This is a genomic window from Leptotrichia sp. oral taxon 879 str. F0557, assembly GCF_000469385.1.
In the GTDB taxonomy this organism is placed as follows: domain Bacteria; phylum Fusobacteriota; class Fusobacteriia; order Fusobacteriales; family Leptotrichiaceae; genus Leptotrichia; species Leptotrichia mesophila.
Genome location: NZ_KI271353.1, coordinates 857 through 6,101, shown reverse-complemented (window position 1 = coordinate 6,101; position 5,245 = coordinate 857). Strand labels below are relative to the sequence as shown.

Here is a 5,245-nt window from a genome sequence, read left to right as displayed (position 1 = left end):
GAAATAGTTTAAAATATTCATGCGTTTGTCGTGAAAATCCTCTATTTTAATTGATTGGGGTATTTTTTTATGTTATAATACTTTATAAACAAAATAATTAAAAAGAGGTGTAATTATGAATTATAAAAGTACAAGAGGCGGTGAGTTACAAAACTCTACTTTTGCCACATTACATGGACTTGCAAATGGCGGGGGGCTTTATATTCCTGAAAAATTGCCAGAAGTGAAATTGACTTATGATGAACTGAAAAATTTATCTTATCAAGAACTTTCAGAAAAAATTATAAAACTATTTTTTACCGAATTTTCAGATGCGGAAATAAAAAAAGCTGTTAATAGTGCATATAATAGCACTACTTTCAATAATGAAAATATTGTCCCTTTACATAAATTAAATGAAAAAGTGAGTTTCGGAGAACTGTTTCATGGAAGAACATTGGCATTTAAAGATTTAGCTCTTTCATTATTCCCGTATTTACTGCTTTTAAGTAAAGAAAAACAAAAAGAAAATAAAAAAATATTGATTTTAGCTGCAACTTCTGGTGATACTGGAAAGGCTGCACTTGAAGGATTCAAAGATATTGATGGAATTAACATTGTCGTATTTTATCCTAAAAATGGAGTTAGTCCGATGCAGGAAGAACAAATGCGAAAACAGCTTGGAAACAACGTAGAAATAGTTGCGATAAACGGAAACTTTGATGATGCTCAAAGTGCCATAAAAGTCATTTTTTCAAGTGAAGAGTTTAAAAAATATGCAAACGATCATAATGTAATGTTTTCCAGTGCAAACTCTATCAACATCGGAAGATTATTCCCACAAATCATATATTATGTATCAACTTACGTAAATTTGGTAAAGGCTGGAACAATTAAACCTAATGAGGAATTTAATGTTGTAGTTCCAACTGGTAACTTTGGAAATATTTTGGCTGGATTTATTGCCAAAAAACTTGGGATACCAATCAAAAAATTTATTTCGGCTTCAAACAAAAATAAAGTTCTAGCTGACTTCTTCCAAACTGGAATATATAATAGAAATAGAGATTTTTACGCAACAAACTCGCCATCAATGGATATTCTTCTTTCTTCAAATTTTGAAAGATTCCTATATTACGCATTAAATGAAAACTCTGAAAGAGTAAATGAATTAATCACAAACTTGCTTTCAGGAGGAGAATTGTCTGTAAATGAAGAGGAATTGAAAAATATTCAAAATGAATTTTATGGAGAGTTTTCAAATGACGATGAAACTGTAAATGCAATTAAGAGTGTGTATGAAAATTATCATTATTTAATGGATCCTCATACAGCAGTTGCTTATTCTGTTTATGAAAAATTAGATAACAGTAATTTAGACAAAAATACTCATACTATAATAATGTCAACAGCACACCCTTTCAAATTCCCAACTTCAATTGCAAAAGCATTGGGAATTGATGAAACAAAAAATCCTTATACAATTTTAGATGAAATATCAGAGACTACTGGTGTAAAATTCCCAGAAAAATTAACAGAAGTCAGAAATTCAGAAATAAGATTTTCGAATGTAATTGATAAAGCTGATATTCAGGATTTTGTAAAAAAATATATAAAAGATTTGAAATAAAAATATACTCGATCGATTATTTTATGAAATTATTAAAATTTATCACTTGAGTATTTTATTTGAAATTTCTCCCGTTATTTCATATACTTTTATTACTTTCATCCTCCATAAGCATATTAAAATTATGGGCTATGTCTTCTAATTTTTACTTGGCTAGCCCATGCTTTTTTATTTGATTTAAATCCAGTAAATATCGTAGAAGGAATAATAGATAATGTCCCGTTTTCTTAATTCTCTTTTCTAATATTCTTTTTCCATAAAATCTGGTATTATCCATAACTATCAGGATACTCTTTCTTTAATTTTTCAATATACCTTAAAAATATTTCTCTGAGTCATTTATTAATTAGTGTATCCTCTACTTTTTCAGTAACCAGATTTATTTTTGAATATCTTAATCTACTTTTCTTTTTTTCAATAGATATTCTTCTTTTACTCCAGTCATATTCACGGTAGTAATATTCGTCAAAGTCTGTTACATCAATGTAGATTATTTCCCTACCTGAACTTGTTTCTAATAATTTTTTAAAAATTTTAAACCCTTTTCTTTCATAAAAAATATGTTATACTTATAATGAGAAAAAGTAAAAGTTCAGGTATGCAGTAAAGAGGAAAATATGGAAAAATATGTGATGTTTCGAGGAAAAGTTATAGATAAATGGTACGACTTTGATAAAAGGGCACATTATCATATTGTAGCGATGGATGATGAGGGGAAAAGATTTGATTTGGCGGTTAATATTGGGAGTATTTATGAGAAGATGAATGAAATTGTTTCTTCCAATTTGAAGGTTTATTATGATGAGAATTATAATTGCCGAAAGAGAATTGTCCGTAAAATGCTGTTGCAAAAAAATGGTATTACAGAATGTCACAAGGATTTATATCTCGATTATATTAGAATGAAACTTTTTCCACACGAAAAGATGATACAGATGAAGGGGTTTGATGTAACAAGTATTTACTTGACAGGGATTATCGAGAAGAATGTTGTGCAGGCTATGAATAATGATGTTTATGAGGTAATTGCGTTTGGAAGGCTTTATGCGAATGGGAAAGGGTTGCATGATATTCATATGAATCAAGGAAGTGTGGATAAATTTAGGAAAAATGATGCGTCGTATTCTGATGGAGGGCTGTTTTTTAGAAATAGACGAGATAATAAGATTACAGCTGTATTTATTGCATTTATTACTCAAAGTTTGAATATACCTGAAAGTGTTTAGAGTCAGATTAATAAGAATTAGACGTAATTTATGAGATGGATTTTAAAATAAATTTTTATAAAAATAATTAATAAAATATGGGGAAATATAAAAGTTAGAAAAGAAAAGAGGTGTGACAAAGATGTCTATAAGAAATTTTACTACAAAACTTAAAATGAAACGTGAAGAGTTTTGGAAATACATTTCCATATCTCATAAAAAAGCTAAAAATAATAATGAGTTTGTAGACTATTTAATAGATATTCTATCAAAAAAAACAGATGAGGAAATTTTTGATTTTGAAATAATTACATTTGAATTAATGCGTGAAAGTTATAATGAAAAGTTGTGGTGTGCCTCGTATCTTGTGAACGGTGACACAGCGAGCTGGAGTTTTGATTTTTTTAGGCTATGGTTAATCTCGCAGGGAGAAAAAATATATCATTCGATTATAAAAAATCAGGATAATTTATCAAAATATATAAATATATCTTTTGAACCAAAATTTATGACAAATTATTTTGAAAATGAAAACTTTGCTTTTATCCCAGCCTATGCTTTTTCAAGAAAAAACTGCTCACACAATATTTTAAGCAAGGAAAGTTACAAAATTAACAGTAAAACTATTTTTCAAGATAATTTTATTGATAATTATAATAAAAAATTGAATAATTATAAAAGAAAAATAGGCTATATTAACCAAAAATATCCAAAAATAATATTTCACTGGTGTGCAAAATTTCCAAACAGTATGAAAGAAGTGTGTCCAACATTATTTAAAAAAATGTACTTTTAAAAAAACGAGGGAGTGTCTCAATTTATGGGACATTCCCTCTTCTCTAATGAAATTTAGTATTGAATTATTTTTTTTAACAACAGTTTTACTATTTTTATTATATTTTTTCTTTATTTACTTTCGTAGGATTGCTCATTGCCGCAAATCCTACAACCTATGGCTAGACTACGACTTTTATTTGTCCAACTCCGAAACTCCTCCTTCCAGTCGTCAGACAGTCGTAGCTGAACAAATAAAAGCTCCGTCGGTTTATTAAAAATTATATTTCAATTATCTTTAAATATTAATTTTTTATATTTTATTGAAAAAGCTTGTAATAAATTTGTTATGTAAATCGAAAATAGAATTAATGTAAAATAATTAATTCCTTATTACTTTTATTTAATATTTCTCTACCATCTTTTTTAACTACAACATCATCTTCAATTCTAACTCCGCCCCATCCATCAAAATAAAGTCCTGGTTCAGAAGTTACAACCATATTTTCTTTCAGTTCAATATGTGAAGCGCTTGACAAGTAAGGTAATTCATGAATTTCAGCACCGATTCCGTGTCCTAATCCGTGTCCAAAATACTCGCCGTATCCTTTTTCAGTTAAAAAGTTTCTAACAACTTTGTCAACATCATCTGACATGATTCCTTCTTTTATAGTATTTACACCCAATATTTGCGCTTCTAGAACAGTATTATAAATTTCTACATGTCTATCAGAAATATTGTCCCCATAGTAAACAGTTCTTGTCATATCTGACACATATCCTTCATAATATGCCCCAAAATCCATTGTAATAAATTCTTCCTTTTGAATCTTTTTATCAGAAGCTACTCCGTGCGGCATAGCTGAACGGTATCCACTGGCAAAAATTGTAGTAAATGAACGATCATCAGCACCTAGTTTTCTTTGAATGTATTCCATATACGAAGAAACTTCCTTTTCAGAAACGCCTTCCTTTATAATTTTTAAAGCTTCTGAAAATGCCACATCACTAATTTCTACAGCCTTTTTAATAAGTGCAATTTCTTCTTCTGATTTTACCATTCTTTCCATTACAAGTTTATTTCCAACTGGTACTAATTCTACTTTAAAAATGTCTTTTATCGTTTGATAAAGAGAAAATGAGACATTCACATCTTCAAATCCCACATTTTTTAGACCAAATTTTTTTATATATTCTCCAACTGTCTGTAGTGAGCCACGTGAGACTTCCACAAATTCAAATCCCATTTCACTAACTTGTTTAGTCGCTTGTGTCTTGTATCTAAAATCCGAAAAGAAAAAATTTCCGTTTTTTGTCGCAAGAGCAACTCCAGTTGTCCCAGTAAATCCAGTAAAATATCGAAGATTATACAAGTCTGTAATGAATAATCCATCAATGTTCAGTTCATTTAAAATTCTTGATAATTTTTCAGTTCTTTTTTCCATATTTTTTCCTCTTTTTTATTAAAATTTTTTTACTTTTAAAGTGTAACACAAATTCAAAATTTTTTCTATTTATTTTTTCTAAAAGATTTCAATCAATGCTTATTTTTCCTTAAATTTTAGTTATATTAGCTTTTTTAACGCAGAGGTATCAAACACCATACCTCTGCACTCTGGCTTGACGCAAAACTTTCTTATAAAAGAAAAATAGAACT

At 28.7% G+C, this 5,245-nt stretch carries 4 protein-coding genes; 3 read left to right on the top strand and 1 reads right to left on the bottom strand.

Going from position 1 to position 5,245, the window contains the following annotated elements:
* Positions 1-115 precede the first annotated feature (115 nt).
* The 3 genes from thrC to HMPREF1552_RS10735 all read left to right on the top strand — a co-directional run bounded on the left by thrC (position 116) and on the right by HMPREF1552_RS10735 (position 3,610).
* The gene (thrC, locus tag HMPREF1552_RS10745) at positions 116-1,609 is read left to right on the top strand and encodes a threonine synthase (protein ID WP_021745224.1); all 1,494 of its coding nucleotides are present in this window, start codon (positions 116-118) and stop codon (positions 1,607-1,609) included.
* A 617-nt stretch (positions 1,610-2,226) separates the two neighbouring features.
* A complete protein-coding gene (locus tag HMPREF1552_RS10740; RefSeq protein WP_021745222.1) occupies positions 2,227-2,835 on the top strand; it encodes a DUF2278 family protein in 609 nt (202 codons plus the stop codon).
* Between the two features lie 121 nt (positions 2,836-2,956).
* A complete protein-coding gene (locus tag HMPREF1552_RS10735; RefSeq protein WP_021745221.1) occupies positions 2,957-3,610 on the top strand; it encodes a DUF4240 domain-containing protein in 654 nt (217 codons plus the stop codon).
* A 346-nt stretch (positions 3,611-3,956) separates the two neighbouring features.
* Here HMPREF1552_RS10735 and HMPREF1552_RS10730 read toward each other — a convergent pair whose 3' ends face one another.
* On the bottom strand, positions 3,957-5,033 hold the full coding sequence (locus HMPREF1552_RS10730; protein WP_021745220.1) for a Xaa-Pro peptidase family protein: 1,077 nt from the start codon (positions 5,031-5,033) through the stop codon (positions 3,957-3,959).
* Positions 5,034-5,245 lie beyond the last annotated feature (212 nt).

Bases quoted from the DNA above. Each gene is read 5' to 3' on its own strand.
- thrC (WP_021745224.1), top strand. From the start codon at position 116: ATGAATTATAAAAGTACAAGAGGCGGTGAGTTACAAAACTCTACTTTT.
- HMPREF1552_RS10740 (WP_021745222.1), top strand. From the start codon at position 2,227: ATGGAAAAATATGTGATGTTTCGAGGAAAAGTTATAGATAAATGGTAC.
- HMPREF1552_RS10735 (WP_021745221.1), top strand. From the start codon at position 2,957: ATGTCTATAAGAAATTTTACTACAAAACTTAAAATGAAACGTGAAGAG.
- HMPREF1552_RS10730 (WP_021745220.1), bottom strand. From the start codon at position 5,033: ATGGAAAAAAGAACTGAAAAATTATCAAGAATTTTAAATGAACTGAAC.